Origin of the sequence: Bacillus sp. MAG717A, from assembly GCF_036884855.1 — a bacterium.
In the GTDB taxonomy this organism is placed as follows: Bacteria; Bacillota; Bacilli; order Bacillales; family Bacillaceae; genus Bacillus; species Bacillus safensis.
In genome coordinates this window covers 903300-927800 of sequence record NZ_CP145733.1, presented here as the reverse complement: position 1 = coordinate 927800, position 24501 = coordinate 903300, and the positions used below count along the sequence as shown (strand labels likewise).

General features: G+C 41.6%; 27 protein-coding genes and 1 riboswitch. Of the genes, 24 read left to right on the top strand and 3 right to left on the bottom strand.

Translation table 11 applies throughout. The features are described 5' to 3' along the window. Positions 1-17: 17 nt before the first annotated feature. The 8 genes from V6Z54_RS04935 (at position 18) to V6Z54_RS04900 (ending at position 8682) form a co-directional block, all read left to right on the top strand. The gene (locus V6Z54_RS04935; protein ID WP_198528264.1) at positions 18-1622 is read left to right on the top strand and encodes a sensor histidine kinase; all 1605 of its coding nucleotides are present in this window, start codon (positions 18-20) and stop codon (positions 1620-1622) included. After that, positions 1619-2302 carry a response regulator gene (locus V6Z54_RS04930; protein ID WP_041089182.1) on the top strand — a complete coding sequence of 228 codons (684 nt, stop codon included), beginning with the start codon at positions 1619-1621 and terminating at the stop codon, positions 2300-2302. Before V6Z54_RS04935 ends, V6Z54_RS04930 begins: the two co-directional genes overlap by 4 nt. A gap of 124 nt (positions 2303-2426) precedes the next feature. Continuing rightward, positions 2427-3695 (top strand): C4-dicarboxylate transporter DctP, encoded by a 1269-nt coding sequence (gene dctP / locus V6Z54_RS04925; RefSeq protein ID WP_041089184.1) that lies wholly within the window; start codon positions 2427-2429, stop codon positions 3693-3695. Between the two features lie 198 nt (positions 3696-3893). Next, positions 3894-4916 carry an AI-2E family transporter gene (locus tag V6Z54_RS04920; RefSeq protein ID WP_039176691.1) on the top strand — a complete coding sequence of 341 codons (1023 nt, stop codon included), beginning with the start codon at positions 3894-3896 and terminating at the stop codon, positions 4914-4916. Positions 4917-4979: 63 nt separating this feature from the next. Continuing rightward, a riboswitch (cyclic di-AMP (ydaO/yuaA leader) is annotated at positions 4980-5113 on the top strand. Between the two features lie 77 nt (positions 5114-5190). Further along, a complete protein-coding gene (locus tag V6Z54_RS04915) occupies positions 5191-6432 on the top strand; it encodes a dicarboxylate/amino acid:cation symporter (protein ID WP_041089333.1) in 1242 nt (413 codons plus the stop codon). A gap of 125 nt (positions 6433-6557) precedes the next feature. Further along, entirely contained in the window at positions 6558-7484 is a 927-nt protein-coding gene (locus V6Z54_RS04910) for an ABC transporter ATP-binding protein (protein WP_338527765.1), read from the top strand. Continuing rightward, positions 7462-8229, top strand: coding sequence for an ABC transporter permease (locus V6Z54_RS04905; protein WP_075610918.1), 768 nt, complete (start codon positions 7462-7464; stop codon positions 8227-8229). The genes V6Z54_RS04910 and V6Z54_RS04905 overlap by 23 nt, the downstream gene beginning before the upstream one ends. A gap of 117 nt (positions 8230-8346) precedes the next feature. After that, a complete protein-coding gene (locus tag V6Z54_RS04900; RefSeq protein WP_008359528.1) occupies positions 8347-8682 on the top strand; it encodes a hypothetical protein in 336 nt (111 codons plus the stop codon). A gap of 82 nt (positions 8683-8764) precedes the next feature. Here V6Z54_RS04900 and fbpB read toward each other — a convergent pair whose 3' ends face one another. Further along, positions 8765-8914 (bottom strand): Fur-regulated basic protein FbpB, encoded by a 150-nt coding sequence (gene fbpB, locus V6Z54_RS04895; RefSeq protein ID WP_080772306.1) that lies wholly within the window; start codon positions 8912-8914, stop codon positions 8765-8767. 315 nt (positions 8915-9229) lie between these two features. Beyond that, positions 9230-9550 (bottom strand): thioredoxin family protein, encoded by a 321-nt coding sequence (locus V6Z54_RS04890; protein WP_012008983.1) that lies wholly within the window; start codon positions 9548-9550, stop codon positions 9230-9232. A 184-nt stretch (positions 9551-9734) separates the two neighbouring features. On the opposite strand from V6Z54_RS04890, the gene V6Z54_RS04885 reads away from it, so the two are divergent. The 7 genes from V6Z54_RS04885 to V6Z54_RS04855 all read left to right on the top strand — a co-directional run bounded on the left by V6Z54_RS04885 (position 9735) and on the right by V6Z54_RS04855 (position 17186). Continuing rightward, complete coding sequence (locus tag V6Z54_RS04885; protein ID WP_041089190.1) at positions 9735-10817, top strand: D-alanine--D-alanine ligase; 1083 nt, start codon at positions 9735-9737, stop codon at positions 10815-10817. Between the two features lie 79 nt (positions 10818-10896). Beyond that, a complete protein-coding gene (murF, locus tag V6Z54_RS04880; protein WP_269103788.1) occupies positions 10897-12261 on the top strand; it encodes a UDP-N-acetylmuramoyl-tripeptide--D-alanyl-D-alanine ligase in 1365 nt (454 codons plus the stop codon). 18 nt (positions 12262-12279) lie between these two features. Next, the gene (locus V6Z54_RS04875; RefSeq protein ID WP_041089194.1) at positions 12280-12972 is read left to right on the top strand and encodes an alpha/beta fold hydrolase; all 693 of its coding nucleotides are present in this window, start codon (positions 12280-12282) and stop codon (positions 12970-12972) included. A 128-nt stretch (positions 12973-13100) separates the two neighbouring features. Beyond that, positions 13101-13439 carry a n-acetylglutamate synthase gene (locus V6Z54_RS04870; protein WP_075610920.1) on the top strand — a complete coding sequence of 113 codons (339 nt, stop codon included), beginning with the start codon at positions 13101-13103 and terminating at the stop codon, positions 13437-13439. 165 nt (positions 13440-13604) lie between these two features. Then, entirely contained in the window at positions 13605-15104 is a 1500-nt protein-coding gene (locus V6Z54_RS04865) for a DEAD/DEAH box helicase (protein ID WP_024427371.1), read from the top strand. Positions 15105-15220: 116 nt separating this feature from the next. After that, on the top strand, positions 15221-15700 hold the full coding sequence (locus tag V6Z54_RS04860) for a PH domain-containing protein (protein ID WP_024425383.1): 480 nt from the start codon (positions 15221-15223) through the stop codon (positions 15698-15700). Further along, positions 15690-17186 carry a PH domain-containing protein gene (locus V6Z54_RS04855; RefSeq protein ID WP_338527764.1) on the top strand — a complete coding sequence of 499 codons (1497 nt, stop codon included), beginning with the start codon at positions 15690-15692 and terminating at the stop codon, positions 17184-17186. The genes V6Z54_RS04860 and V6Z54_RS04855 overlap by 11 nt, the downstream gene beginning before the upstream one ends. A 54-nt stretch (positions 17187-17240) precedes the next feature. On the opposite strand, the gene V6Z54_RS04850 is transcribed toward V6Z54_RS04855, so the two are convergent. Next, positions 17241-17846 (bottom strand): rhomboid family intramembrane serine protease, encoded by a 606-nt coding sequence (locus V6Z54_RS04850; RefSeq protein WP_041089200.1) that lies wholly within the window; start codon positions 17844-17846, stop codon positions 17241-17243. A 94-nt stretch (positions 17847-17940) separates the two neighbouring features. Here V6Z54_RS04850 and acpS point away from each other — a divergent pair, with 94 nt between their 5' ends. From acpS to V6Z54_RS04805, 9 genes are all read left to right on the top strand, one after another. Beyond that, the gene (gene acpS, locus V6Z54_RS04845; protein WP_047202005.1) at positions 17941-18306 is read left to right on the top strand and encodes a holo-ACP synthase; all 366 of its coding nucleotides are present in this window, start codon (positions 17941-17943) and stop codon (positions 18304-18306) included. Positions 18307-18466: 160 nt separating this feature from the next. Further along, positions 18467-19483 (top strand): DUF4367 domain-containing protein, encoded by a 1017-nt coding sequence (locus V6Z54_RS04840; protein ID WP_338527763.1) that lies wholly within the window; start codon positions 18467-18469, stop codon positions 19481-19483. Between the two features lie 140 nt (positions 19484-19623). After that, entirely contained in the window at positions 19624-20805 is a 1182-nt protein-coding gene (gene alr / locus V6Z54_RS04835) for an alanine racemase (RefSeq protein ID WP_041089204.1), read from the top strand. Positions 20806-21099: 294 nt separating this feature from the next. After that, on the top strand, positions 21100-21381 hold the full coding sequence (locus tag V6Z54_RS04830; protein WP_003214273.1) for a hypothetical protein: 282 nt from the start codon (positions 21100-21102) through the stop codon (positions 21379-21381). Between the two features lie 4 nt (positions 21382-21385). Then, complete coding sequence (ndoA, locus tag V6Z54_RS04825) at positions 21386-21736, top strand: type II toxin-antitoxin system endoribonuclease NdoA (protein ID WP_024425388.1); 351 nt, start codon at positions 21386-21388, stop codon at positions 21734-21736. 116 nt (positions 21737-21852) lie between these two features. Continuing rightward, positions 21853-22683, top strand: a complete 831-nt coding sequence (locus tag V6Z54_RS04820) for an RsbT co-antagonist protein RsbRA (RefSeq protein WP_041089206.1) — start codon at positions 21853-21855, stop codon at positions 22681-22683. A gap of 4 nt (positions 22684-22687) precedes the next feature. Beyond that, a complete protein-coding gene (gene rsbS / locus V6Z54_RS04815; RefSeq protein WP_003214235.1) occupies positions 22688-23056 on the top strand; it encodes an RsbT antagonist protein RsbS in 369 nt (122 codons plus the stop codon). A gap of 2 nt (positions 23057-23058) precedes the next feature. After that, positions 23059-23460 (top strand): anti-sigma regulatory factor, encoded by a 402-nt coding sequence (locus tag V6Z54_RS04810; RefSeq protein ID WP_024425390.1) that lies wholly within the window; start codon positions 23059-23061, stop codon positions 23458-23460. Positions 23461-23470: 10 nt separating this feature from the next. Continuing rightward, the gene (locus V6Z54_RS04805; protein ID WP_041089208.1) at positions 23471-24478 is read left to right on the top strand and encodes a PP2C family protein-serine/threonine phosphatase; all 1008 of its coding nucleotides are present in this window, start codon (positions 23471-23473) and stop codon (positions 24476-24478) included. Positions 24479-24501 lie beyond the last annotated feature (23 nt).

The window sequence follows — 24501 nt, the reverse complement described above, 5'->3', positions numbered from 1 at the left end:
AAATGATGAGAAATCGATTGAAATTACAACAATTATCTATTAGATGGAAGCTTACCATCCTCACATATTTCGTTGTCATTTTCGCCCTTTTAATCGGAGGAATTGTCCTTGTCGGGGGAATTCAGCAAACAGAGGAACGGGAGCTTCGAAAAAGACTCATGAACACGGCGAGAACCGTCGCTGAGATGAATGAGGTGAAGCAGGCGTTAGCTGATCAGACAAAGGAACGTGATCGATTACAGCATGCAATCGAAGAAATTCGCATTATTCAAGACGCTGACTACATTGTCGTGATGGATATGGATCATGTGAGATTAACGCATCCAGTAAAAACAAGAATTGGTCAGCGTTCAGAAGGAACAGATGAAGAGCCGGCTTTTGCAGAGCATATTTATTTCTCAGAAGCAGAGGGAGAGCTTGGAACAGCCATCAGAGCTTTTTATCCAGTGAAGGATGATCAATTTAATCAAACAGGGGTTGTGCTTGTAGGAAGAACCCTGCCAAGTATGGCAGATATATTAGGAGAAATGAAGCGGGATATCCTCATGATCCTCCTGCTGACGCTGAGCTTTGGGCTTGTGGGTTCATTTTTGCTCGCCCGCCATATTAAACAGCAAATGTTTAAGCTGGAGCCGCATGAGATTGTTAGAATGTTAGAGGAACGTACTGCAACCTTTCACTCTATTAATGAAGGGGTCATCGCCATTGATAATCAGCACATAATCACCATTTTTAATGAGAAGGCGAAACAGATTTTTGGCGTGACGGGTGATGTCGTGGGCCAGAATATTTGGGGTGTGCTCTCTGATACACGACTTCCTGAGATCATCGATCGCGCAGAACCCGTCTACAATGAAGAAATTCATATGAGCGGAAAGCGGATCATGAGCAGCCGGATTCCGATTGTGATGAAAAAGAAGATCATCGGAGCGGTCGCCATTTTTCAGGACCGGACGGAAGCGGCAAAATTGGCGGAGGAGCTCACAGGGGTTAAAAACTTTGTGGACGGTTTGCGGGTGCAAAACCATGAGCATATGAATAAGCTTCATACGATTGCCGGGCTGATTCAGCTTGGTAAAGCCGATCAGGCGCTCGATCTAGCCTTTCAAACGACAGAGGAGCAGGAACATGTGACGGACTTTCTTCATCGCGTCATTCAGCATGATGCTGTCGCAGGGTTAATGATGAGCAAAATCAGAAGGGGCAAGGAGCTTGGCATCAAGGTCGAAGTAGATGAACATAGCAGTCTCCGTCATTTCCCTGAGCGGCTTGATCAGCATGATATGACAAAGCTGCTCGGAAATCTCATCGAAAACGCCTTTGCTTCGTATGATACTGTAGAAAGAGATACAAAAGTCATTTCCATTAGCATCGATCAAACGGAGGATGTCCTCGCGATTTTAATTGAAGACAATGGCTCCGGAATCGAAGAGGAACTAATTCCTTATATTTTCGATAAAGGCTTCACACACGGCAAAGAGGGCGGAACAGGCTATGGCCTGTATATTGTAAAAACGATTATCGACAAAGGGATGGGAAATGTAGAGGTCACATCAAGCATCGGCATTGGTACCACCTTCTCAATCGAATTCCCAATGACCATAGAGGAGAGAGAAAGATGACTCAGATTAAGGTGCTGTTAATTGAAGATGACCCGATGGTGCAAGAAGTGAATAAAGAGTTTATTATGAGTGTTCCTGGTTTTCAAGTAGCAGCTGTCGCTGGAAATGGGGAGCAGGGCATCCAGCTGATTAAAGAGATTCGTCCAGATCTCGTGGTACTTGATGTCTATATGCCAAAAAAGGATGGCGTCAAAACGCTGCAAGACATCAGAAAACAGAAGATGAAAGTGGACGTGATTGTCATTTCAGCAGCGAAGGACAAAGAGACCATCGGCATCATGCTTCAAAATGGTGCGCGGGATTATATTATTAAACCATTCAAATTTGAACGAATGAAAGAATCACTTGAAAACTATAAGGCGTTTAAATCAAAAATTCGAACCGCAACAGAATTTTCTCAGGAGATGCTCGATGATATCATACGAAAGCCTGCTGTTAAGCAGGAAGAAATTTGGCTTCCTAAAGGGCTGAATGTGCATACGATGAACGAAATTAAAGCTTATATGGGCTTGCAGGAAGACCCTCAGTCTGCAGAGGAAGTCGCCAATGCACTTGGCATTGCCCGTGTCACGGCACGCCGGTATTTAGACTTCCTCGTAAAAGAAGGCGAGCTGAAATTAGATATGCAATATGGAGGGGTAGGACGGCCTGTGAATAAATATATCGTACATTCTGACTAAGAGACCAAAAAGACCAAAATGTACGATATGTCCATAAGCTTCACAGCCTTTGATGAAATCGCTATCATTTATCTACAGATAATAGTTAAGCGTTTACATCAAAGGGTGAGGGAGTTGATTTTTTATGAAAAGGCTTTTGAAGAACCTGACATTTCAGGTGATTGCAGCTGTCATCATCGGGATCATTGTCGGGATGGTGTGGCCAAACGTCGGAAAAGAAATGAAGCCACTTGGTGACACCTTTATCAATGCCGTTAAAATGGTGATCGCACCAATTATTTTCTTAACTATTGTTCTTGGTATTGCCAAGATGGGGGATATGAAAAAGGTTGGAAAAGTTGGGGGAAAAGCATTTATTTATTTTGAAGTCGTCACGACACTTGCTCTCGTCATCGGTCTTTTTGTTGTAAATATCATGAAGCCAGGTGCAGGTCTTGACTATAGCAAGCTTGAAAAAGGGGATGTCTCACAGTATACACAAAATGGGGGACAGGGCATCGACTGGATGGAATTTGTTACACACATCGTGCCATCTAACATGGTTGATGCTTTCGCAAAGGGTGATATTTTACAGGTCTTATTCTTCTCTATTTTATTCGGTGTTGCGCTCGCTGCACTTGGCGAGAAGGGGAAAGGCATCATCGAATGGCTTGATAAGCTTTCACTCGTTTTCTTTAAAATCATTGGATATATCATGCGTGCAGCGCCGCTTGGTGCATTTGGAGCAATGGCTTATACAATTGGACACTTTGGGCTGGCATCGATTAAACCGCTGGCAAGTCTGATGCTCTCGGTTTATATGACGATGTTCCTGTTCATCTTCGTTGTACTGAACATTATTTGTAAAATGTATGGCTTCAGCCTGTTCAGCTATCTGCGATTTATCAAGGATGAAATTTTGATTGTTCTTGGCACAAGCTCTTCAGAATCTGTGCTGCCAAGAATGATGGATAAAATGGAACGCTACGGTTGCTCTAAATCTGTTGTTGGTCTTGTTATTCCAACAGGTTATTCCTTTAATCTAGATGGAACTTCAATCTATTTATCGATGGCCGTCGTCTTCTTGGCGCAAGTGTTTGGTGTAGACCTGTCCATCGGTCAGCAGATCACGATTATCCTTGTTCTGATGCTGACATCAAAGGGAGCTGCTGGGGTGACAGGAAGTGGATTTATCGTGCTTGCATCTACACTTGCAGCACTTCAGGTCATTCCGCTAGAGGGGCTTGCACTGCTGCTTGGGGTTGACCGGTTCATGAGTGAAGGAAGAGCCATTACAAACCTCATTGGAAATGGAATCGCAACAATTGTTGTCGCGAAGAGTGAAGGTGAATTTGACGAAGCGAAGAGCAAAACAGCACTTCAGGAAATGCGGAATATGAAGCAGGCTGTTTAGTATAAAAACAACCAAAAACCGAAACCTTATGTTCTACATAGGTTCGGTTTTTTCTTGTGTAAAAAGAAAATCAATAAAATTTACTACGAATCGTAAGACCTCATTGACCTTTTATTATATAATTTACAGAAAGATCCGATATAATGTATATCAGATACGATGAAAAATAGACTTTAGTCCTGGCAGGTGTGTAACGTAATGGCGGCATTTTTAAAATTGTTCGAAAAACCCGGTGTTAAGCGGTTTTTAGTATTTGTAGTATTAGCCACAGCATTATATCTATTAAGGGGAATGATGAATTTAATTCTTCTGACCTTCATTTTCACCTTTTTGATGAATCGGTTAGAAGAGGTCATTAGAGGCTTTTTAAATCGCTTCTTGAAAATAGGACAGAAATCGGTCATTACTATTTTGTATATTCTTCTGGCTGGTGGATTGACATTTGGCGGATTCGTTTTTGTACCAATTATCGCCAAACAGGTAGAGCAGCTATTTCATTTAGGAAAGAAAATTGCGGATCATCCACAAGATTTACCCTTCTTTGACGTCATCACGAACGTATTCGGTGATTTCAAAATATCAGCTTTCTTTGAGAAAGGGTTTAATTTCCTCTATACATACTTAACCGATTTCAGCACGTTCAGTATCCAGGTCATTATGTCCTTAATATTAAGCATGTTTTTCCTGTTCGAAAAGGAACGCCTCATTCAATTCATGAACAAGTTCAAAACGAGTAAAATCTCCGTGTTCTATCATGAAATTGCCTTCTTTGGACGTAAATTTTCCCGAACGTTTGGAAAAGTACTCGAAGCACAGTTTATTATTGCAACCGTTAACTGTGTGCTAACGACAATTGCGCTAGGCATTATGGGTTTCCCGCAGTTATTTGGCTTAGCGGTCATGGTCTTTTTGCTAGGCTTAATCCCAGTAGCGGGTGTAGTTATCTCTCTTATTCCACTCAGCATCATTGCTTATACACTCGGAGGCGGAATGTATGTCCTGTATATTGTGCTGGTGATCGTGATTATCCATGCCATTGAAGCATACTTCTTGAATCCGAAGCTCATGTCAGCTAAAACGGAACTCCCTATTTTCTTCACGTTTATTGTGCTGATCTTTTCTGAACACTATATTGGCATTTGGGGACTTATTATTGGTATCCCAATCTTTGTGTTTATTTTAGATATTCTGGAGGTCACAAATAGGGAAGAAAGTAATTAAAAAGTTCATATGAACCTGTTTACAATTTTCTAAAAATAAGGTATAAATGGTATGAAAATATCATATTACCACACGCTTAATCCTTCTAAAGGAATGGGGGACCCATGTTTTTGGGGTGAATTTTTCTTAATTGAGAAAAAAGGACATCTCTTCGTCCTAACCCGTCAGCTAACCTCATCAGCGTGAAGAGAGTAGACAGTGGTACACGTATGGACACGTAGGCCCACGAGAAGACTCTCTCGTGGGTCTTTTTGACGAGGAAGGGGAGATTTTATTGAAGCTGGCTACAAAAATTATTATTGCCCTTATTGTAGGTGCAATCACGGGACTTTTGCTTAACATTTTCGCTCCAAATGTATTCAAAACGTTAGACCCTTATCTATTCACACCTCTAGGTCAAATCTTTTTAAATCTAATCAAAATGCTAGTTGTACCTATCGTCTTCTTTTCCATTACACTTGGTGTGGCAGGCCTCGGCGATCCAAAGAAGCTAGGCCGAATTGGCGCAAAAAGCATCTTATATTTTCTACTGACCACAACATTCGCTATTATCATTGCGATGTCTTTGGCATTATTGATCAAACCAGGTTCCTTTGGTACATTCGATACGAAAGGGGCAGAATACAAACCTCAAGAAGCACCATCTACCACCGACACTTTATTAAACATCATTCCATCAAATCCAGTTCAATCTTTAGTCGAAGGAAATATGCTACAAATCATTGTATTCTGTGTTTTCTTAGGACTAGGAATTGCAGTGTTAGGTAAAAAGACAGAAGGATTACTCAAAATATTAGAACAAGGCAATGAACTCATGATGTACCTTGTAGGTGTGGTCATGAAATTTGCTCCATACGGAACATTCGGCTTAATTGTGACGGCGATTGGGAGTCAAGGTCTTGATGCCATTAAAGCCATGGGACTGTATTTTACAGTGGTGTTAGTAGCGCTATTGGTGCATTTCTTTCTCACTTACGGCTCAACGTTGGCTATATTTGCAAAAAGAAATCCATTTACATTCTTTAAAGACTTTTCACCTGCCATGGTCGTAGCCTTTAGTACGTCCAGCAGTAGTGCAGTTCTCCCTGTATCAATGGAAACCGCTCAAAAGAAATTGAAAGTACCTGAGCCGATCTCTAGTTTCGTACAGCCGTTAGGCGCTACGATCAATATGGATGGAACAGCGATTATGCAAGGGGTTGCAACCATTTTTATTGCTCAAGTGTTTGGTGTGGAGCTAACGCTGATGCAAATGCTCACAGTTGTATTAACGGCAGTATTAGCCAGTATTGGGACAGCCGGTGTACCAGGCGTTGGCTTGATCATGCTTGCGATGGTATTGAATTCAGTTGGACTTCCTGTCGAAGGCATTGCGCTTATTCTTGGAATCGACCGCCTACTAGATATGGCAAGAACTGTTGTCAATATTACAGGTGACGCAGCATGTGCGGTGATCGTGACAGAAACCGAGAAAAAACATGAGAAAGATACAGCTTCACCGAATCTATCCATGTAATGTGAAAGAAGGGCTGACTTGACCAGCCCTTTTTTTCATGGAGTCCCTTGTCCTGCGTGATATACTTTTAACAGAATGAGCGGCCATACGCCGTCATAGGCTTTACATCAGAAGGAGGAACCACTTTGCAGTCTGCTGTTTTAAAAGTAGAGAAAGTCGATAAACAAATCGGCCGTAAAATGATCTTGCAGGATATTTCTATAGACATTGGGCGGGGAGAAATTGTGGGATTACTTGGTCCCAATGGGTCTGGAAAAACAACCTTGATTCGATTGATCGTTGGCTTGATGAAAAAAAACAATGGCCGCATCATGATCAATGGATATTCACAAGATGAGGATTTTCTCCAGGCGATGTCATCTGTTGGTGCGATCATAGAAAACCCAGAATTTTATTCATATTTAACAGGCTTTGAAAACCTTGAAATGTATGCAGCGATGCACGACGGGGTGACGGATGAACGCATTCAGGAAGTAGTGGAAAGAGTTCGTCTGGAGGAATTCATTCATCAGAAGGTCAAGACGTATTCACTAGGGATGAAACAAAGGCTTGGCATTGCACAAGCTATTTTGCATCGGCCGAACCTGCTCATTTTAGACGAACCGACAAATGGACTAGACCCTGCAGGAATGAAGGAATTCCGGGAGCACTTGCAAATGCTCGTAAAGGACGAAGGAACCTCGGTGTTATTTGCGACGCATTTATTGCATGAGGTAGAGGAGCTATGTGACCGCATGATCATCATTCAAAAGGGTCAGATCAAAGCTAGTACTCATCTCCGGGATATGGAGGGGAAAGAGCAGGTGCTGATGAATATTCAGCCAGTAGAAAAGGCGGTTTCATGGCTTGACGCACAGGAGTATACATATGAACGAGACGGAGCGCGTGTACTGCTTCAACTGAACAAAGAACGTGTGCCAGAACTGAACAAACAGCTTGTGCTGGCGGGGTTTGATGTACTTGAAATGACGCCTCAAAAGCAATCAATTGAAGAGGCGTTTATGAAATGGACGGAAGGCGGGAAGACAGATGCTGAACCTCATCAAGAATGAGCATAAGAAAATTATGAGGAAAAAAATCACATTCATTGCTCTTGGGTTGATCGTTGTATTTCAACTAGCAATGGCTCTCACTTTGAAACGAGTCATATCAAGCTTTGGTGGACAAGACACTGTCGCAAACTATTTTGCTTATTCTACGAATGTCGTGTTTATTTTACAGGTGCTTGCTGTCGTTATTGGCGCAACCTTGATCTCAACAGAGTTTCAGAAAAGGACGATCAAGTTTTTATTGATCAGGCCAAAAACAAGACTGCACATTTTTCTGTCAAAATACATCACACTTCTGCTGACAGTCATTTATTTATTTGTTTTTTATTATGTGTTAGCTTTTCTATTTGGTCTTATATTCTTCGGTACTGATTTTGATGAAAGAACGGGGCGATTATTTCAGCATACGTTTGCCGTCATTGGATCTCAGTGGGTGGAAGTGGTCATGATGGCAAGCTTTGCTTTTATGTGTTCCAGTTTGTTTAGAAACAGTCTTGTTGCACTTGTGACCTCGTTTTTTGTTTTATATGCGGCGAAATCACTTGTACCGATCATGTCGCTCTTAGAAAATCAGTGGGGGAAAATCCTCCTTTTTGCGAATACGGACTTTACTCAGTACAGCTTTCAAGGACCGCCGCCTTTTCATGGGATGAGCCTTTTGTTTTCTCTATTTATAGTAGGGGCGCATTTTGTTTTCTTTGTTGGATCGGCTTGGATTCTTTTTTGGAAACGTGATGTAAATGTGTAAAAATTGTGTCAAATAACAAGAAAAATTCGTGACATCTTTGTGAAAACGAGTCTGTATTTCACGATAACCGGCTGATTTTGTCTTATAATAAGATGGAGTCATGGAGGTGGCACTATCGTGAAAAATTTCATTACGGCTTTACCAATTTTGTTGCTGCTGTCGTTTTCGTTTGTGTCTTTTGCCTTCCAGTTTGATCATCTTGTTTATTTCAGACTAGCGCTGGGGATCTTTTCGTTAGCGGGTCTTTTCTTTCTGTATACACTTAAAAGAAACATGAAATGGTTCATGGTTTATTTATATGCGAGCTGGATCATTCTTGCTGCCGTCACAACATTTGAGGAACCAGTCTTTTCTCAATTTTTCTTCGGTGGTTTAACGATGACAATGGGTTATCTCACATATATGCTCATTTATTTAGGAATGAAGCAGGACCGTGTAGCGAAATCACATTAAAACAAAAGCCGATAAAATCGAATAACAGATTTTATCGGCTTTTTTATTTTGTTGAAGCAGACGATGCCTGCTCCTCTTGTGCTTATGATTCACGCCCAGCAGCTGCAAGCTGCTTCTGATGTTTTTTGTCGATGGTTTCGTATATATTTTCCATCATTTGAGGATCACGCATGATCGCCTTTTTGTTCTCTTCAATCAATTGCTGATAGGTTTTGATCTTCTTCTTAGACATGTGACTCATCGCTCCTTTATTAGAATGGACGTCTATAGGATTTCACATAGATGAAATTGATAATCATTTTCAATTAGCAACTCCATTATACAAAGACAAATGTCAGAAGTAAAGATTCAATTCAGAAAATTCACGTAACCGACATATTCCAATCTGGTTCGACGCTGCATTCTTTCCCAGGAAATAATTTTGTCATGACTAGTCGTAAGTGAAACATCAATTTGAAACGTTTTGGCTGCGAAGCTCGTCTTATGTAGAGATTTAAAAAGAAAAAAGACATCAGCAAGAGTTTGCTGATGTCCTTCGTTTCATCAATTAAGAAACGTGCTCTTGAAGAAACTCTGTCACTTCTTCAGGCGATTTTGCGTTTGCACTGTGTAAATGACCTGTTTTTTCACCATTTTTGAAAATTAACAGGCTTGGAATACCCATAACCTGATACGTTTCAGCTAATTCAGGGAAATCATCTTTATTTATTTCAAACCATTCATGGTGAGCATAAGCTTCTAGGATGTCTGGAATGAACATGTCCATTCTTGTGCAGTCAGGACACCATGTTGCAAAGAATTTAACGATGACTTCTTTGTCTGATTGAATAATTTCATTGAATTGTTCAGTACTTGTGATTTTTTTCAATTTGTCACAACTCCTTTTCAATGTCATTTTAATATAAAATAAAGGCGAATAACATACAAATGCTCGGGAGGCGCTTACAACCTTTACAAATCATTTCAATTACGTAACAACAAAAATTAATTAGAGCATTTTTGCTTGAAAGTGATAAGATAGTAAAGATGAATTTTAGTGGGGGGAGTATCCATTGAAAATAAGTTTAGGATTGATTTACGGCGGAAAGTCAGCCGAACATAATGTATCACTGCAAACAGCCCTTGCAGTTACAAAAGCACTTAACACTGAGAAGTTCGATATACATCCAATTTATATTACAGAAGAGGGTGAATGGTTAAGAGGGGAAAAACTCACTGAACCAGTATCAAACGTCAAAATGCTTCAATTTGAACAGAACGCAAAGACGTTTTTACCAACTTCTTTAAATGAAAGCATGTTTCCACAGCCAGCATCGGCTGATGAGAAAATTGATGTTGTCTTCCCGTTGCTGCACGGACCAAATGGAGAAGATGGCACAATGCAAGGATTACTTGAGCTGTTAAATATCCCGTATGTCGGCAACGGCGTTCTCGCGTCTGCTGCGGGTATGGATAAAGTCATGATGAAAGATGTTTTTGCACAAGCAGGACTTGCACAAGCAAAGCACCTTTCTTTCAATAAAAAAGACTATGAGAAAGCGACACCAGACAGCTTAGAACAGGTGGAACAAGTACTTGGCTATCCATGCTTTGTGAAACCTGCCAACATGGGATCGAGTGTTGGAATTAGCAAATGCCGCAGCAAAGAAGAACTGCAGACTGCATTTGACCTCGCTTTCCAATATGATCGTCGTGTGGTCGTAGAAGAAGGCGTCGTTGGAAGAGAAATCGAGATTGGTGTATTAGGCAACGATGAGCCGAAATGCTCTGTTGTTGGTGAGATTGCACCTAAAACAGATTTTTATGATTACAAAGCAAAATATGAAGATGGCGATACAGATTTGATCATTCCTGCGAGTGTGTCAGAGGATGAATATAAGACGATTCATGACATGGCGATTAAGGCATTTAAAGCCCTTGATGGATCTGGTCTCGTACGTGCAGACTTCTTCCTTACAGAAAAAGGTGAAGTGTTGATCAATGAAGTGAATACAATGCCTGGATTCACACCTTTTAGTATGTTTCCATTACTTTGGAAGCACACTGGTGTAGAGTATCCAGAGTTGATTGAAAAGCTGGTGTCACTTGCAATTGAACGCCATCAAGAAAAACAAACCATTAAAACAACTTTTTAATGTGAGCAGTAAGCAGACACTATCCTTAGGTAGTGTCTCTTTTCCTTCAAACGTGAAATGAGAAAGAGAGGCGAAAATCATGATCAAACGTACAGTGAAACAAATCGCCCAAATGGCTGGGGGAACCCTATCTAATCAAGCTTTTGGCGAAGAGCAGATTCACGGAGTGACAACAGATACACGAAAAGTATCAGACGGCGCCCTGTTTATCCCGCTTATTGGAGAACATTTTAACGGTCACACATTTGCTGCGAAAGCAGTAGAGCTTGGAGCATCAGCTGTTCTTTGGAATCAAAAAGAAGCTAATCCGCCAGAAGGCGTTCCTGTTATTCTTGTAGAGGATACATTAGCTGCGCTTCAACAGCTGGCGAAATCATACTTAAAAGAAGAAAACCCTCGTGTTGTCGGTATTACAGGAAGTAATGGGAAAACCACAACGAAAGACATGATTCATTCTGTCTTGCAAACAGCGTATCAAGTTCATAAAACAGACGGTAACTTTAATAATCATATCGGTCTTCCGCTCACCATTCTTGCAATGCCAGAAGGAACTGATATTGCGGTTTTGGAGATGGGTATGAGTGCAAAAGGCGAAATCGAATTTTTATCAGAACTCGCTGAGCCGGATGCAGCAGTCATCACAAATATCGGGGAATCTCATATGCAAGATTTAGGATCAAGAGAAGCTATTGCTGATGCAAAATATGAGATTGTAAAAGGCTTAAAAGAAGACGGCATCTTTTATTACCTAGGTGATGAGCCTTTGCTTCGCGAAAGAGCAGGTTCACTCTCGCAGCGTGTAAAAACCTTTGGAGAAGCAGAGGACTGTGATATCAAGGTAACGCACATCAACCAGCTTGCAGAAGGAACAGAATTTCAAGTCGAAGGGTATGCCCAGGGTTTTCTCATTCCTGTATTAGGGAAACATAATGTGAAGAATGCACTTGCTGCTATTGCTATAGGCCAGCATTTTGGGCTGAATGAAAGACAGATCGCCCAAGGACTGATGCAAACGAAGTTGACAGGGATGCGTCTTGAGCTGTTTAAAACAGACAAGGGAATCACTGTTATCAATGATGCGTATAATGCAAGTCCTACTTCTATGAAAGCAGCCATTGACCTTGTAGGGGATATGGACGGCTTTGCCAATCGTATTCTTGTACTTGGAGATATGCTTGAAATGGGTAGCGAAGAAGAAACGTACCATTATGAACTTGGCCGTTATATTAAGCCGGAATTTATTGATCATGTTATGACGTATGGCCGTCTAGGTGCATTCATTGCTGAAGGAGCGAAAAAATCATTCGGATCTGAGCACGTATTCTCCTTTATGGACAAAGAGGAACTAAAGAAAAAACTAGCTGAAGTGGCAGGGCCTGACGATGTTGTGCTTGTCAAAGCCTCACGAGGTATGAGGTTGGAAGAAGTCATTACTGCACTATAAAAGTGAGAAGGTGACAGAATGATTGGATGTTTATGTATTCACGGTTTTACTGGTGCCCCTTATGAAGTAGAACCGCTTGCGCAATACTTAAAACAGGCGGCAGATTGGAATGTGCAGTCTGTCACGCTTCCGGGGCATGGGGATGAGCTTCAGTTAAAAGGCATTCTTTATCAAGAATGGATAGCGACAGCTGAACTCGAACTTCTATCCCTTTACCGGACTTGTGACACTGTGTATTTGGTCGGCTTTTCTATGGGCGGAATGATTGCTTCTTACTTAGCAGCGAAGTATCCAGTTGCCCGTCTTGTCCTTTTAAGTGCTGCGGCCAAATATGTAAATCCAAAACAAATGATGCAAGACACACGGCAGATGGTAAAGGAGTCCCTGTCAGGGATCATTGATACAAACCCTTTATATGATCGATATCGCCATAAGCTCACAAGCACGCCGCTGTCAGCTGCGATAGAATTTATGAAGCTGGTAAAGCAAACAAAGAATTCGCTTGAGAAGCTTCATCTGCCTGTGTTAATTGTTCAAGGTGAAAGCGACGGAATTGTGCCTGCTTCAAGTGCAGAATTTATTTATCATAAAGTTCCGTCTCGCCAGAAAGAAATGTTTTATTTGCCGGATTGTAAACATCATGTTTGTCATGAGCCGTGTGCCCAGCAATTGTTTGAGAAAGTAGAACATTTTCTAAAAAAAGCAATTTAATTATATAGAAAAGCTAAAATGTGGCTAAACTAATATAAATTGAATCCCACTTGTTAAAATTTGCATCATTTTTGTCGAATGAGTGACAGGCCTATGGTACAATAGGAAAGAAAAGGTGGTTGATTCGGTTGTTTCAATATGACGGAAAAACCTTTATCCCGCAGTCTAATTCGAGTAACGGAGAAGTATCAGCAGGAACCATATTTCAATATCGTCAGGACGGGAATATATTAACGGGCACATATAAAGGCGGCAGTATTGTATCTGGCGTACTTGTAGGAACTGTGAATGAGGATGGAACACTTCATTTTAGATACCACCATGTAAGCAAGGACGGCGGCATGAGAAGCGGGTCTTGCGACTCCACTCCTAAGCAGCTGGATAACGGAAAAATTCAACTGTTTGAAAAGTGGAAATGGATGGACGGAGATCAAAGTGAAGGTGAATCTGTCATTGTAGAGCAGTAGATATATCCATTTCTGTCTTGTTGAAAAACAAATAGTGTAATGGTAAGATATAAGGTAGGGTAATTCGGGCTTTGTATATAATGGACCTGTCCTTTCAGAAAAGGGCAGTTTTTAATGATCATTCACGAGATTACTGAAACAGCAATTAGAAGGAGTTTGAATAAATTGACTATAACGTTTCAAGATTTTCAATTAAGCGAAAGTCTCATGAAGGCTATTAACCGCATGGGATTTGAAGAAGCAACACCGATTCAAGCAGAAACGATTCCTCTCGGTCTTCAAAATAAAGATGTCATCGGACAAGCACAAACAGGTACAGGAAAAACTGCAGCATTTGGTATTCCTCTGGTTGAAAAAATCGACCCAGCGTCTCCAAATATCCAAGCGATTATCATTGCGCCAACAAGAGAATTAGCGATTCAAGTATCTGAAGAGCTATATAAAATCGGCCAAGACAAGCGTGCACGCGTACTTCCTATTTACGGTGGACAAGATATCGGCCGTCAAATCCGTTCGCTCAAGAAAAATCCTCATATCATCGTAGGGACTCCAGGACGTTTACTCGATCACATTAACCGTCGTACAATGCGTCTTCAAAATGTTGAAACAGTCGTGCTAGATGAAGCAGACGAAATGCTAAACATGGGTTTCATCGAAGACATTGAAGCGATCCTTTCAAATGTACCAAGTGAACACCAAACACTTTTATTCTCTGCGACAATGCCTGCACCAATTAAGCGCATTGCAGAGCGTTTCATGACAAACCCAGAACACGTAAAAGTAAAAGCGAAAGAAATGACTGTATCTAACATCCAACAGTTCTATTTGGATATTCACGAACGTAAGAAGTTTGATACATTGACTCGTCTTCTTGACATTCAATCACCTGAGCTTTCAATTGTCTTTGGCCGTACGAAACGCCGTGTTGACGAATTGACTGAAGCACTTAACCTAAGAGGTTATACAGCTGAAGGAATTCATGGTGACCTGACTCAAGCAAAACGTATGGTTGCGCTTCGTAAATTCAAAGAAGGTTCAATCGATGTGCTTGTCGCAACAGACGTTGCAGCACGTGGACTTGATATCTCAGGCGTCACACACGTGTATAACTTCGACGTGCCGCAAGATCCAGAAAGCTACGTACACCGTATTGGACGTACTGGACGTGCTGGACGTACAGGTATGGCGATGACATTCATCACACCACGTGAAAAAGATATGCTTCGTGCGATTGAGCAAACGACTAAACGTAAAATGGATCGTATGAAAGAACCTACACTAGATGAGGCAATTGAAGGACAACAGCAAGTAACAGTTGACCGTCTACGCACGATCATCAGTGAAAACAACTTGAACTTCTATATGACAGCTGCTGCTGAATTGCTGGAAGATCATGATTCTGTAACAGTGGTTGCAGCTGCTATCAAAATGATGACAAAAGAGCCGGATGCAACGCCTGTTCGTTTGACAGATGAAGCACCAATGATTTCAAAACGTCATCGTAACAACCGCAGCTCTTCTAAACGCAGAGACGGCGGCGGTGGCGGAGGCTACCGTGGAAAAGGCAAGAACAGCCGTTCATCTTATGGTGATAAAAAGCGTTCTTCAAATGACCGCAATCGTTCTTCTAACGATCGTCGTCAAAAGAAATCTTATAATAACTAACATATAAAAGAGCGAATCCTGTGCAGGGTTCGCTTTTTTTAACAGGCTAAAATTGAAACTTTTTAGGCTTTGTTACGTAATATATTGATAGAAAAGTAAGAGAATGGGGGAAGAATGTGAGAAAACAGCCGCAACGTCAAATTAGTCTAAATGGTTTAAAGGTATGGCGTCTTCAAAATGGAATTATCTCATTGATATTCTTACTCATCATCATTGGGGTATTTGTTGCTAGCTACTATTTTCAATGGCCATATTGGATTGGAGCGATTCTTTCTGGTTTATGGGTCTTACAGGTCATTTTTGGCATTTGGCTCATACCAAAAATCCGCCATCACATCTGGCGCTACGAAGTATTCGAAAATGAAATTGAAATACAGCATGGACTCATTCGTGTCACACGTGTCATTGTGCCGATGGTTCGTGTTCAGCATGTTGATACATCTCAAGGACCGCTTTTAAGGCGCTACCGTTTAGCCTCTGTTCAAATTTCGACTGCTGCCACAGTTCATGATATACCGGCGCTAGAATTAGAAGAGGCAGATGAGCTTCGTGATTACATATCTCGTTTAGCAAGGGTGACGGAAGATGATGTCTGAACCAAAACGTGTACATCCCATCTCGATGTTCATTGATTTTATATCAGATGCTGTGTCCATGATCAAAAACTTCATTATCCCTTTTTTCGTGTTGATTTTTGTGAACTCGAATTCGAGCATTCGCTTTTATGCATTTATCATTCTTGGTGTGCTTCTTTTATGGAAAGCCGTTTATACCATTTTAGAATGGAGACGATTCACCTACCGGATGGAAGACGATGAATTTCGTGTGGAATCGGGCGTAATCACGAAAAAGAAAAAATATATCTCATTAGAACGAATTCAAACAGTCAATACAAGTGAAGGTATTTTCCAACGGATTTTTGGTTTAGTACGGGTCCAAATCGAAACGGCAGGCGGAACGGATGGTCCAGAAGTGAGCCTGACCGCGATTACTAAAGCAGAAGCGGAACAATTAAAGCAGTCGATTTTCAACCGGAAGAAACGCTTGCAGGAAGAAGAAATGACGGATGAAGCAGGAGATCTGCATGGCCATTTGGCTGCTCAGAAACCTGTGCAGGAAGAAATCAATGTCTCCTATCGTATGGGTGTGCCAGAATTGCTTTTGGCTGCGACCACTTCAAGCGGTATCGGGGTCATTATATCTGGGTGTCTTGCCATCTACACACAAATAGATGAAATTCTCCCTTTGGACGGGTTCTTTAAGAAGTTCTCTTTTTTAAGTCATGCGAGCGTTGAAATTTATGCGATTTTGATATTTCTTGCCGTATTGATCGCGTGGATCCTGAGTGTTGGGGTAACAGCGCTTCAGTATGCGAATTTTGCTGCAAAGCGAAAAGGGAATGACATCATCATTACAAGAGGACTCATCGAGAGACATCAAATGACCATTCCACTTGCTAGAATTCAAGCAGTGAAAATCAAAGAGAATATTATCCGTGAGCCTTTTGGCTTTGCGACAGTGATGCTTGTTAGTGCAGGAGGTTCGATTACAGAGAAAGAAACTTCTTCCGTCTTATTTCCGCTCATTCGGAAGAAAAAAATAAATGAATTGCTGTCCCAATTCACGGATCATTATCATGTAGCACCAGAAACAGAGCTGAAAAAGGTGCCAAAGCGTTCACTCAAACGCTACCTGATCTCATATGGCTTTGTGCCGTTACTTGTAGGTGTCATCCTGTCGGTGCGCTTTCCGCCATGGGGATATTTGGGACTCATTCCGTTACCACTTGCTCTATTCTTTGGCTATTTAGCTTATAAACAATCAGGATATACAATCAAAGATTCATTGATTCAACTGACATCAAGAGGCATTGGCAAGACCACTGGCATTGTCTTGAGAAAACGAATGCAAAACTATACGATGACGCAATCTTTTTTCCAAAAGAAAGGCCGGGTCGCAAGTATTCACACCTTTGTAAAATCCTCCGCGCTGCTTGATTCCTTTGGTGTGCATCACCTTGAGGAAGAAGATGCTGCACGTGTATTTGATTGGTATTCGTATGAAAAAAATCAATCGTCTTAAACGAAAAATGTCGATCAGCTCCAGCTCAAGGAGGGATCGACATTTTTTATGAGATTAATAGCGTCTTTTTTTCGAATGGAAGAACAGCGTAATAGGTGCTAGAATCATACCGCCGATCAATCCAAATAAGTGAGCCATGATATTGATGTTCGAATTGACGAAGGTCATGATGACAGAAACAGCCAGAATCGTTAAAATCACTTGTGAATTGCCGCGGTCCATCATGTGCGGTTTAAATAGGACAAGGTATAGATACACCCCAAATAAACCAAAGATCGCACCAGAAGCGCCAACGTGTACATACTCTAAAGGCTCCACCCAATAGGTCCCGAGATTGCCAATGAACCCTGCTCCAAGATAAATGATTAAAAATCGAACCTTCCCGAGCAAATGTTCAAGCGCTGGGGCGAATAAGAAAAGGGACATAGAATTAAATAAAATATGCGTGAGACTTCCGTGGAGAAAAATAGGTGTGACGAGCCGCCACCATTCCCCAGCCGCTACACCATAGTTGAAACCGACGAGATGATCCTGTCCAAGCTGTATAATAGGGATAGGAATCGCAAATATAAGCCACAGGCCGATTTGTAAAGCAAGGATCGCTGTGACGATTGGATACGATCTAATAAATTGTTGAAAGCTCTCCGTTCGAATAAACATAACAAACCCCTTTTGACTAGATAATGGTAAGTTTATAGTAACACGTTTATGAAGTGAACACTTAAATTAGTACGAGTATCATAGGAGGTACCTCATGATCAAAGGAATAGGCATTGATATTGTAGAGATCGACCGGCTATCGCGAGTGCTCAGCAGACAGCCTCGTTTACCAGAACGCATTTTGACTTTAAGTGAACAGGATGTCTTTCGTACACTCAGTGAAAAAAGACAGCTGGAATTTTTGGCAGGACGTTTTGCGGCAAAGGAAGCTTTCGCTAAAGCATACGGAACGGGAATCGGTCAGCATTTAAGCTTTCATGATATAGACATTCAAAAAGACGATAATGGAAAACCTTTCATCAAAAGCGAGAAAGCGGAGGGAGATCAGGTTCATGTGTCCATTACCCATACAAAGGAATATGCTGCTGCACAAGTTTTAATTGAAAGGTTGTCAAGCTAGTCTGCATATTGTTTGTCCCCCCTTCATATATTGGGTAGTGCGATAAGGAAGGGCGAGTTGCTAACAGGCTTTGATGGTTCGCGGTACGCAGTTAACTCTTGAGGCGTACTGTTAAAGTCAAACAAGCGGTTTCTTCCTTTTAACACAATTAACGAAGGGGTTGAAAAGGGTGAGAAAAAGCTTTGTTTTGCTTGTAACGGGAATCCTTTTTGTACTGATTCTCTCCGCATGCGGTCAAAAATCTCAGCAGGATATCGTTGGAGATTTAAACAAAAAGGCAGAGGAAATGACATCATACAAAGCCAAAGCAAAAATGACCATTGAGACAGGAAATGACCCGCAGGAGTACCAGGTAGAAATTTGGTACAAAAAGCCGGAGCTTTACCGTGTCTATTTAGAAAATCCGAAAAAGGATCAGAGTCAAGTCATTTTAAGAAACGGCAATGGTGTGTTTGTGCTGACACCTTCATTGAACAAGAGCTTCCGTTTCCATAGCGATTGGCCGAATAATAGCAGTCAAGTCTATTTATTCGAATCACTCGTGAAGGACATTAAAAATGACAGTGCAGCTCAGTTCAAAGCGAAAGAGTCAAAGTATGTGTTCGAAACGAAGACCAATTATCAGCACAATCAAATGCTGCCTACCCAAGAGATTACCTTTCATAAGAAAACAATGGCGCCTGCCAGTGTAAAAGTGCTGGATAGCGACAAAAAGCCAATGGTGAAAGTGGAATTCTCTCACTTTGAATTCAATAAATCCTTTGACAAAGATGCATTTGATGAGAAGAAAAACATGACACTCTCTCAAATGGATGTTGCCACAAGTGCAGACCCATCTGACAGTTTTGCGGTGAAAACACCAGTTCATATGCCAGAAGGCGTAAAAAAGATGGAAGAGAAAGAAATGACGACAGATGCTGGGAAGCGTTATGTGATTACGTACGGCGGCAAGAAATCCTTCACACTCATCCAGGAAAAAGCGAGAGTAGCTGAAGCATCTACGCCTGTCACGATGAACGGCGAGCCGGTCGATCTTGGTATGACAGTAGGGGTTCTGACAGATCAATCTCTCTCATGGACATCTGACGGAGTTGACTACTTAATTTCCTCAAGTGATCTATCGAAGGAAGAGCTGTTGATGGTCGCAAAGAGTGTAGAAGGCCAGTCAGCTAAATAAATGAGGTTCTCAGGCGGAAAGCCTAATAAATGAAGCATCAGCCCTGTGCAAGGGCTGATTTTCTTTGATTTGTTTCACATTATTCTTGATTTTTAGTATCATATGAGGGGATTGAATCATTCAATAGGGAAGTGTGACTGATGGACACAAATGCCTTTTATAGAGACACATGGGCAGAAATTAATTTAACAGCAATCAAGCACAATGTTTCGCATATGAAAGATCATATCGGTCAAAATGTTCAACTGATGGCTGTTGTGAAAGCCAATGCATATGGACATGGAGATATAGAAGTGGCAAGAGCTGCCCTCAAAGCAGGTGCAGACTTGTTAGCTGTAGCTTTTTTAGATGAGGCCATTTCTTTAAGAAATAAAGGCATCAAAGCTCCGATTCTTGTACTCGGCGCAGTACCACCGGAGTATGTCAAAACCGCTGTTCGATACAATGTGATTATGACCGCTTACTCCACCAGGTGGCTGAGGGAAGTCGTCGATATGGTGAAAGGGCAGATGGGACAACCCGTTCGTTTTCATTTGAAAATAGACAGCGGAATGAACCGTTTAGGTGTGAAAACGTTGGAGCAAGTCAGCGAAGTAAAGAAGCTAGTCAGCGAGCATTCTTATTTACAGCTGGAAGGAGTATTTACTCACTTTGCGACCGCGGATGAAAAGGATGAGAACTATTTTGATCGGCAGGTCGACACCTTTCAAACGCTGCTTCAGCCGCTTCATACGGAAAAGCTGCTCGTTCATTGTGCCAATAGTGCAGCAGGATTAAGGTTTAAAGAAGTGTTGTTTAATATGGTTCGCTTCGGCATCAGTATGTACGGGCTGTCACCGTCAGAGGAAATGAAAGATGAACTTCCTTTCAAGCTGAAAGAAGCCATGTCTCTTCATACAAAGCTTGCCCATGTAAAGCTCATTCAAAAGGGTGAAAGTGTCAGCTATGGGGCGACGTATACAGCTAATCAAGATACATGGATCGGTACGGTACCAGTCGGCTATGCAGACGGGTGGATTCGGAAACTGGCAGGCACGGAAGTACTTGTTGGCGGAAAACGCCGGAAGATTGCTGGAAGGGTATGTATGGATCAATTCATGGTTGAACTGAAAGAGAACCTTCCAGTAGGGGAGCCAGTCGTTTTGATTGGTGGACAAGGTGAAGAAATGGTATCAGTCGATGAAATTGCAAAAAGGCTTGAAACCATTAACTATGAAGTCACATGCTCAATTGGACACCGCGTTCCAAGAGTATATATAGAGGACGGCAAAAGGGTACATGTGCGGAATCCGCTGCTTCAAGGCGGGCCAAGCCTTTTCTAAACAGCTTTCACAGGAACGATCGTCAAACTGACATCGTTCCTTTTTATTCTACAACGAAGGCGTAAACATTCTCCCTTTTTTAGAGATTTTGGAAATACCGTATGATTTTCGGAAAAAAGCGTATAATGTGAAAGAGGAACTCCATTATCATCTTTGATTTACGGGTGAACAGCCGCTTCATGTTCTAATAAGAAATCATGAAAAAACAGCTTTGCTTGCGCATTGAATAATGGTATGATTAGTCTTGGAATGGATCGAAACGGTATCCGTAAGTTTTGTGGAGGTGTATGTTTTTTGTCTGAATCCAGCGCAACAAACGAAATGAAGATTCGACTACCGGAGGCTTTGATGTCTGAAATCGAACGAGTAGCAGAGCAGGATAAGGTAACAAGAAATGAATTGATCTACCGAGCGACAAAAACGTATATTCGTGAACGTAATATTCGACAAAATCGTGAATCGATGAGACGCGGCTACATGGAGATGGCGAAAATTAATCTGAATATCTCTTCAGAGGCACAATACGCAGAATTTGAGGCTGAGAATACAGTTGAGCGATTAGTCAGCGGGGGTTAAACATTTGATTGTTAAACGCGGTGATGTTTACTTTGCTGATTTATCTCCTGTTGTTGGCTCCGAGCAGGGCGGGGTTCGCCCAGTATTGGTGATTCAAAATGACATTGGAAATCGCTTCAGCCCGACTGCTATCGTTGCAGCCATAACAGCCCAAATACAAAAAGCGAAATTACCGACTCACGTCGAAATTGATGCAAAGCGCTACGGCTTTGAACGAGATTCTGTCATTCTCTTGGAGCAGATTCGTACAATCGATAAACAAAGATTGACAGATAAAATCACACATCTTGATGATGAGATGATGGAGAAGGTTGATGAAGCCTTACAAGTTAGTTTGGCTCTTATTGATTTTTAATATGGTGAGATTTGGTTGCTCTCAAGAGAGCAACTTTTTTTTGTGTTCAATTTTTATTAACGTTATAATGAAGAAAGAATAAAAGAAGTGCTGTTTATGTACGTAGGGGGTAAAACATGTCGAATCATATCGTGTTAGCTTTCGCAAGGGAGCATCAAGAGGAATTACAAAAAGAGTGGACGGACATTTTTAGACGACTCGGAGAAAAAGAAACGGACATGATGCTGAACGACAAAATGTATGAAACCATCTGTTCGGAATATGTTCAACTGATCATTACATCTCTTTCAGAGGGGTATAATGAGGATTTTGAAGAAAAAGTGCAAACTCTTGCTTTAAACATTGTTCAAATGGGTATATCACTTAAGTTACTGGCAAATGGTCTAACTGAAATCCGTACACATTTATATCAAAAAATGAACGATGACAAAGATACAACAGAAGAAAGTCATGACCTCATCTGGCAAATCGACCAATTCATCACACCAATTCATAACGAGATATTAAACCAGTATTCCATCTCATGGGAGAAAACAGTCAACCTTCAAAAAATTGCGCTGCAGGAACTTTCTGCCCCGCTGATCCCTGTATTTGAGCACATCACCGTCATGCCGCTTGTTGGAACAATTGACACAGATCGTGCGAAAAAAATTATGGAGAACCTGCTAAATGGTGTCGTCAAACATCGCTCACAGGTCGTCTTAATTGATATTACGGGTGTCCCTGTCGTTGACACAATGGTAGCCCACCATATCATTCAAGCATCTGAGGCTGTGAGATTAGTAGGTGCGAAGTGTTTGCTTGTCGGTATTCGCCCAGAAATAGCCCAAACCATTGTGAACCTTGGAATTGATTTATCTCAAGTTACAACAAAGAATACCCTTCAAAAAGGAATTCAAACTGCTTTGGAAATGACAAATCGAAAAATTGTTTCATTGGAGGGATAACCCAGTGAGAAATCACCCGAAGATTCCAATCTTAAAACTATATAACTGTCTTCTGATTTCAATACAGTGGGAGCTTGATGATCAGACAGCTCTCCACTTTCAAGAAGACTTGCTGAATAAAATTCATGAAACAGGAGCAAACGGTGTTGTCATTGACCTCACATCCGTCGATATGATTGATTCCTTTATTGCAAAGGTATTAGGCGATGTCATCACGATGTCCAAGCTCATGGGGGCAAAAGTTGTATTAACAGGAATACAGCCGGCAGTCGCTGTGACGCTGATTGAACTTGGAATATCGCTTGAAGAAATTCAGACAGCATTAGATCTTGAACAAGGGCTTGAGACACTGAAGCGGGAATTGGGGGAATAGATATGAAAGACCAATCCTGTGTAAGAATATTGACGGAATGGGACATAGTCGCAGCAAGACAATTGGGGCGCAATGTTGCAAAAGAACTTGGATTTGGAACAGTTGACCAAGCAAGAATTACGACGGCCATTTCAGAATTAGCTCGAAACATCTATTTATACGCTGGTAAAGGTCAGATTTGTATAGACGAAGTGATGGAGCGCGGAAAGCGTGGACTCAAAGTCATCGCAGCCGATGAGGGGCCGGGTATCATGGATATACGTAAAGTAATGGAAGACGGATTTTCAACATCAGGGGGACTCGGAGCAGGTCTTCCGGGTGTCAGAAGACTGATGGATGAATTTAAATTAGACTCTGCACCAGAACAAGGAACGGAGATACAAGCTGTTAAGTGGCTTCGCTAGGAGGGAAACCATGGATTTTAAGGAGGTAATGGAGCAGCGGTACCATCAGCTGCTCAGTCGTTATATCAGTGATTTAACTGAAACATCGCTTTATCAAGCTCAAAAATTTAGCCGTAAAACCATTGAGCATCAAATACCTCCTGAAGAAATAGTGAGTGTTCACCGAAAAGTGATTCAGGAGCTTTACCCTGATTTGCCGGAAGATGTTTTTCATTCACTAGACTTCTTAATTGAAGTCATGATTGGGTACGGACTTGCCTACCAAGAACATTTAACACTCAGAGGCATTCAGCAAGAAATAAAATCTGAAATCGAAATTGCTGCAAATGTTCAGCAAACCCTTCTGGAAACGAAAATTCCAGAAGGAGATACCTTTGATATTGGTGCGATTAGTGTACCGGCAAAACAGATGAGTGGAGATTATTACCACTTTGTAACGGATCACGATACAATCAATATCGCGATCGCAGATGTCATTGGAAAGGGAATCCCGGCTGCGCTCTGTATGTCGATGATTAAATATGCGATGGATTCCTTACCAGAGTCAGGGAGCGGCCCAACAAAGGTACTGAAAACCCTGAATCGTGTAGTCGAGCAAAACGTAGATCCAAGTATGTTTATCACGATGTTCTATGGCAGCTATAATAAAGAAACGCATGAGTTTAAATACGCATCGGCTGGTCATGAGCCGGGCTTTTTCTATTGCAAAAAAGAGAATTCATTTTACGATTTAGACGCAAAAGGGCTTGTTCTTGGGATCGCACCAGACTTTGACTACAGACAGTACGAGAAGCATCTGGACGTAGGAGACATGGTGATCTTATTCTCTGATGGGGTCACAGAATCCAAGTCAGAGGACGGTTTCCTAGAGCGGGAGGATATCAAAGCACTCATATCAGAGCACCTATCCTACTCAGCTCAAGAAATGGTGGATGCCATCTACGCCAGCTTACTCAAACTACAAGATTTTCAACTGCACGATGACTTTACTTTACTTGTTCTCAAAAGAAAGGTTTAGAAAGTGAACATGCGGGTATATAA

What these genes read in the sequence shown, in the direction of transcription:
- V6Z54_RS04930 (WP_041089182.1), top strand. Translation starts at nt 1,619, where the DNA reads ATGACTCAGATTAAGGTGCTGTTAATTGAAGATGACCCGATGGTGCAA.
- dctP (WP_041089184.1), top strand. Translation starts at nt 2,427, where the DNA reads ATGAAAAGGCTTTTGAAGAACCTGACATTTCAGGTGATTGCAGCTGTC.
- V6Z54_RS04920 (WP_039176691.1), top strand. Translation starts at nt 3,894, where the DNA reads ATGGCGGCATTTTTAAAATTGTTCGAAAAACCCGGTGTTAAGCGGTTT.
- V6Z54_RS04905 (WP_075610918.1), top strand. Translation starts at nt 7,462, where the DNA reads ATGCTGAACCTCATCAAGAATGAGCATAAGAAAATTATGAGGAAAAAA.
- fbpB (WP_080772306.1), bottom strand. Translation starts at nt 8,914, where the DNA reads ATGTCTAAGAAGAAGATCAAAACCTATCAGCAATTGATTGAAGAGAAC.
- murF (WP_269103788.1), top strand. Translation starts at nt 10,897, where the DNA reads ATGATCAAACGTACAGTGAAACAAATCGCCCAAATGGCTGGGGGAACC.
- V6Z54_RS04875 (WP_041089194.1), top strand. Translation starts at nt 12,280, where the DNA reads ATGATTGGATGTTTATGTATTCACGGTTTTACTGGTGCCCCTTATGAA.
- V6Z54_RS04855 (WP_338527764.1), top strand. Translation starts at nt 15,690, where the DNA reads ATGATGTCTGAACCAAAACGTGTACATCCCATCTCGATGTTCATTGAT.
- V6Z54_RS04850 (WP_041089200.1), bottom strand. Translation starts at nt 17,846, where the DNA reads ATGTTTATTCGAACGGAGAGCTTTCAACAATTTATTAGATCGTATCCA.
- acpS (WP_047202005.1), top strand. Translation starts at nt 17,941, where the DNA reads ATGATCAAAGGAATAGGCATTGATATTGTAGAGATCGACCGGCTATCG.
- alr (WP_041089204.1), top strand. Translation starts at nt 19,624, where the DNA reads ATGGACACAAATGCCTTTTATAGAGACACATGGGCAGAAATTAATTTA.
- V6Z54_RS04820 (WP_041089206.1), top strand. Translation starts at nt 21,853, where the DNA reads ATGTCGAATCATATCGTGTTAGCTTTCGCAAGGGAGCATCAAGAGGAA.
- V6Z54_RS04810 (WP_024425390.1), top strand. Translation starts at nt 23,059, where the DNA reads ATGAAAGACCAATCCTGTGTAAGAATATTGACGGAATGGGACATAGTC.
- V6Z54_RS04805 (WP_041089208.1), top strand. Translation starts at nt 23,471, where the DNA reads ATGGATTTTAAGGAGGTAATGGAGCAGCGGTACCATCAGCTGCTCAGT.